Below are 5,372 nucleotides of genomic sequence, written 5' to 3'. Positions count from 1 at the left end.
TGGCCTCCGTGCCGGAAATCGCCGGGTGCGGCCCTGTCCGCACCGTGCGGCTCTGGCAGCAATGCTAACCCGCGTCTGATTCCTCACGGCAGGCCAGCCTTTGCCTCACGAGAGTCATAGTGTCTAGAATATCCATGTACTTTCCCATTCCCCCCTCCCACCTGTCCGGCGTCATGAACTGGACCGGGTAGTCCCCACTGTTGTCGAATTTCAGCGATACCAGAAAATTATCGGCATTACGATCGATCGAAACAATAGAGACATCCAACTTCACAAGTTTATGCCCATCCTGCACCCCCACATTCGTAAGTTCTTCTACGATATCAGATAATTTAATCCTAACATCGCGACTAAGGTTGCTTAAATAACCTCGACGAATCTCACCACCACACCGAACACTATAAAGAATTGGAATTATAACGCCACTTTCTGCCTCTTCCGAGGAACACAATAGTTCCGCCATCCGTTTGGCAGTCTCCAGATTCTTACCATTCAACTTTATATCGTAGATGCCAACTCCATTGATATTCCGGTCTCCATCTGAATCACCGATCTGAACCCGTAGCACGTCTCCGGATACCGAGATCGAGTTATTCCCATAGGCGTTGATGGCGCCATCCGCAGCCCCATTTGTCGTGTAGCTGAATTGCATCACTTGATTCTCCGGGAACACATTCTCAGCATGAACACCATCTCCAAATAAAAATAGGTAGAGCGCCACATTACGCAGATAGGAAATCCACGAATTACGCTTCATAACCAACTCTCCACAATTTGTTTGTCGCGATCGAAAACTGACGCCGCACATATTCAAGATAATATGGCTTGATGGTTGCCGTAATACGACCCGGCTGTATTGGCAAATTAGCGCCTCCGCCCATCACGTTACCAATTGAATATCCCTGCCAAAACATGGCTCCCGCATTCGCATCGACAAGTGAAAAATTTATCTGTTCGTCCTTGATGTATGAGTGATGAAGCCAGCCCCCCTGATCGTAATACTCGTCAGGGAAATTGAAATAGTGCCCGCACTCATGTGCCTCAACATTTGCGTCCGGATAATCACGTATTATTTTCAACTCATCCTTCCATTTATGCTTTTCTCCCCAAGATCCTGTATCCGCCCGAAGAACCTGCGGAAACAGCTTGAGAGAGACGTGCGGTTTGAATCCCTCAATGGGTACACCCTTGAGCGACACACGTAGATCGACCTTGAAACGGACCTTCACCCGGCATCCGCAGGCCGCGCCCTTGGAGCATCCGTCCAGGATCAACTTGTAGCTTCCCTGATTCAGCACGGCCTCGATGCGGCCGATTAGTGCCCTGACATCAAATTCAGACCCGACTGCATCGCGATAATCCATCCTGACACCCTTGCGCGTAGAACCTGGCGCCATTGTCGAATGGACGGAATACTCGTAAGGAATCGACGCTTCATCTGCCGGCACCGATGTATCACGTTCACCTTTCAGATCGACTGGAAATAGGTCCATCGGAATCAGCATGGCGCGAACCGTGCAGGTAATTGTCTTGTCCTGTTCGCTATATGAAAATTCGAAATGTGAACCTCTCGAACCACCGCCCCTGTATTGGACTCCGGTCTCGGGATCTTTCCACGGCGTCCGGTCATGCAGCACACCCCAATACGAAAGGGATTCGATACGTCCCTTTACGTCCGCCTTCAGGTCCGATATTTTCCAGTCGCAAGGCACCGCATTCGCCAGCTTGATCGGATCGGGCGTCACCAGCGTTTGCTGCTGGTCGTCAGGATTGTTCAGCGTGACCTTGGCTTTGGGGATATCGGTATCCATGCTTGACGGCTTGCCATCAAACGGAGAAAAAGCCGATGCCCCTGGCGGCATAGCGCCGCCCGAGAGACGCGAGAAAATGTCGCCAAGCGGCGATGGCGCGACTCCGCCTGCATCAGGTGCAGGCGCTGCCGTTCCCGCGCTTTCCAGTTCGACCACCTCGGTCGCGGGCACGTGCGGCGGCACGAACGCCGGATTGGTGCGCCAGACCTCGCAGCCCGTCGTATACGGCACAAATACCGGCGCAAATGCCGCGCCCCCCAGGTCCAGCTGCGCCGGCCCGGTCTTTTTCAGCGTGCTGGTCTTGAACAGCACGCCGCCACGCGTGCCCATTTCGATGCCGCCCGGCGTCATGCGGAAATACGAGCCACCGACGTTCATCACGATTTCCTTCGGCGACTTGACGTGGAGCACGCCGTTGACCGTCTCGACAGTCATGTCTTCCTGCGACGCAAGCTGCATGCGGCCGCGCTGTGCCTGCACGACGACTGCACCCGCAGCCGCAATCAGGCTCATGCCCTTCTGCGTGAACAGCGACACCACGTCGTGCGCGGCCACCGTAAAGCGCTTCCAGACGCTCCAGCTCGCATCGCCCCTGGCTGTACTCGTGATGTTTTCCCCCGCGACGATTTGCACGCTCTTGCCGGCCACCACGCCTGCCGATGCCGGCGCCGTGACCAGCACACCCTGGTCCAGCACCGTGTTCGCGGCACGCTGACTGTCGATATCGGCCGCGTCGGCCTTCGACGCCTGCGCAGACGACGCCAGCGCTTTCGCCAGCGCCAGCGCATCCTCGAGCTGTGCAACGGTTTCCTGCATGTCGAGTTGCTTGCCGGACGCACCGTTTCGCGCATAGGCCGACACCAGCACACCACCCCCGCCTCGCAGCGCGGCCGGCCCATCCGATCTCAGTTCGGCGCCGCTACCCCGCTCGCTCTGGCCACGGTCTACCATGTGCCCGAGATTGAGTTGCGACTTGCCATGCTCGGTCGCAACCTTGATGTGCTCGCGCCCTTCCCCGTCATCCATCTGCAGCGTGTTGTTGGAGCGCGTGCGAATCGTGTTGCGCGTGCCCCAGGGAACGCCCGCGACGATCGGATCCGTGTGTTGTGCGGTATGCAGCACGTGGCTGATGAACGGCAAATCCACGCAGCCCCACAGGAAGCTCACGCCGACCACCGTGCCCTCGACCAGCCCGAAGTGGAAACCGGTCTGGTTCGGGCCCGCGAATGGCTTCGCCAGCCTCATCGGGCAGCTTTGCAAACCGGGCGCACGCGTGTCGCGATCCAGATGAAGATCGACGATGTATTCGCCCTGGCTATCGATATAGGGATTCTTCCAGCCGCCGGACGACGCGATCGTCCCGGTGACGACCGCGTCGATCCTGGGCCACGTCTCTTCCTTCAACGGCATTCGATACTGACGATCCGATGGAATCGCATCGAACGTCACGTGATAGGCCTGCTTCCGGCTTGCGCCACACGTCACCCGCACGACAACGAGCCCGTGCTTCGCATCGGGCAATTCCCGGTTCGAAAGTTTCAGCACCGAGCCGGGTGTGAGGTCCAGCATGTCGCACTCGCCGCGATACTCGACCTGTCCGGCCAGCGCTGCCTCGCGGCGCAGTTGCGCCTCTTCGTTCGCCTCGTCCTCGCTCCGATTCGGCACGCCCCAGGTGTACGCTTCGCCATACGTCGTGCGGTCGTCGCGGATCGGACTGATTGCCTCGATCGGATCCGATATCGCCGTCTCAGTGTTGAACGTGCGCACCGCGTAGGCCGCCGGCAAGGTCTTCGCGCGCATTTCGAGCGTACTGACCGACTCGACGCCGCTGGCATCCAGTCCGCTGTGCGGACGGTACGCAATCGTCAGACGCTCGGGATCGCGGCGGTAGTGCGCGTAGTCGTCGCCGAACCACACCCGCTCGCACCGGTCGCCTTCGTCGCACACGAACCAGATGCCCGAGCGTCGGCACAATCGCGTAATGAATGCCAGATCGTCCTCGTCCCATTGCATCACGAAACCGCGCTTGCGGTAGGTTCGATTCAGCCTGAATTCGAAGTCGGCGAAGATCTTGTTGAACGCGTGCTCCCGCAGAATCCGTTCGATGATCTCGGGAATGCTCATGTCGAGAAAGAACCGACACTTCGGCGCGTTGCGCAACAGCGCCAGCCGCGATTCCAGCACGATCTCGTACAACGACTGATCGCGATTCGCAGCCTTCAACGCAAAGCCCGTCACGACACCTTGCACGCGCCGCGCGGCTTCCGGCTGACTCCATCGATCCTGCGGTGGCGGCTGGATGACGAACGCGCCCATCCGGTTCAGGAATTCGCTGCGCGACAGGTCATGGCGGGGATGCGTGAACCGGATCGTGTACTTCGTCGGCTCGCCGATTCCACGTGTGCCGTCGAACTCATACACGTCCGCGAGCGCGGCTGCAGCCGCGCCCTTGATATCCAGGCTGTAAAACTGGTGGATGTCGATGCCCGCGCGCGCGGACGTATTGGAAATGGCCGTACTCACGGTCAAGGCGCCCCCGTCGAATGTTCTTGGATTATCGCGAGCGATCCTAACTGTCCCGAAGGCAACCCGGCCATAGGACTCGTATGATTTTGCCCGCAAATTTCAACGTAGACGTTTCACCAGGCTCGGCTCTTGCTCGCCGAATCTGCTCAGCGGGCATTCCATCCAGCCCTGGCATCGAGATTTGCATCAGGTATCCGACGTCATTGGCAAAAATTTCACGAATTTCACGATACGAGGGCACGCCTCCGCCACACAAGCCGGTGTAAAGGCGCCGCGACCGCGCACCGGGTATGCAAGAACGACTGTTCGGAGCCGCACGGCAGCGCGCCGGATCGGAGGCGTAGGGGCAGGCACGTGCGTTGCGGCGAACCGGCGTCACCGACCGCCCGCACACCCCGCGCCATGGACTCCACGCCGACCTTCGCTCCGCATATCCAGTTCTGCGACGCCCGCCTCGTCGGGCCGCTCGACGCATGGCCGCAGACGTTCGCGCATGTCGCCGGCATGGGCTTCGATCACGTGCTCGTCGGCGCCTTCTGGGCCGCGAGCGCCGCCGGCTTTCCGCGCCACGTGGCCGATTTCCGTCGTCCGGCCCAATCGTTCGCGACGCGCGCGAGCGCGCTCGAAACCTTCTCGCGGCTCGCGCAGCTCGCACACGGCCACGGGCTGCGCCTGTTGCTCGAAGTCGTACCGGATCGCGTCGCACGCGAGCATCCGCTGCGCGTCGAGCATCCGGACTGGTACGTCGAGCGCACGCACGACGACGCGCTGATCGATCCGCGCGGCACCGCGCACGCGCGGGATGTCGCCCACGCGAACCTCGGCGACGACACGGCGCGCGACGCGCTGTCCGCGTGGTGGTGCAAGCACCTCGCCGCGTTCGCCGATGCGGGCGCAGCCGGCTTCCTGATCGACGCGCCGCATCATCTGCCGGCCGACTGGTGGCCCGGCTGGCGCGCAGCGCTGCGCCGGGCGCGCCCGGACGTCGCCGTGCTGGCCGGTGTCCCCGGCCATGCGCGCGACGCGCTCGCGCAG

General features: G+C 60.4%; 2 protein-coding genes and 1 pseudogene. 1 reads left to right on the top strand and 2 read right to left on the bottom strand.

What is annotated here, in order from left to right:
• Positions 1-64: 64 nt before the first annotated feature.
• Positions 65-757: a hypothetical protein gene (locus G3N64_RS38190; RefSeq protein WP_205788759.1), complete on the bottom strand. Its 693-nt coding sequence runs from the start codon at positions 755-757 to the stop codon at positions 65-67.
• A complete protein-coding gene (gene vgrG, locus G3N64_RS38185) occupies positions 747-4,334 on the bottom strand; it encodes a type VI secretion system tip protein VgrG (RefSeq protein WP_346778858.1) in 3,588 nt (1,195 codons plus the stop codon). The genes G3N64_RS38190 and vgrG overlap by 11 nt, the downstream gene beginning before the upstream one ends.
• 405 nt (positions 4,335-4,739) lie before the next feature.
• On the opposite strand from vgrG, the pseudogene G3N64_RS38180 reads away from it, so the two are divergent.
• Positions 4,740-5,372 (top strand): annotated as a pseudogene (locus G3N64_RS38180) (DUF3416 domain-containing protein); the annotation flags it as partial.

Source organism: Burkholderia sp. Ac-20344 (assembly GCF_017104975.1).
Taxonomy (GTDB): Bacteria; Pseudomonadota; Gammaproteobacteria; order Burkholderiales; family Burkholderiaceae; genus Burkholderia.
Note: the sequence above shows the minus strand (reverse complement) of the source record. Positions and strands in the feature narration are given on the sequence as shown.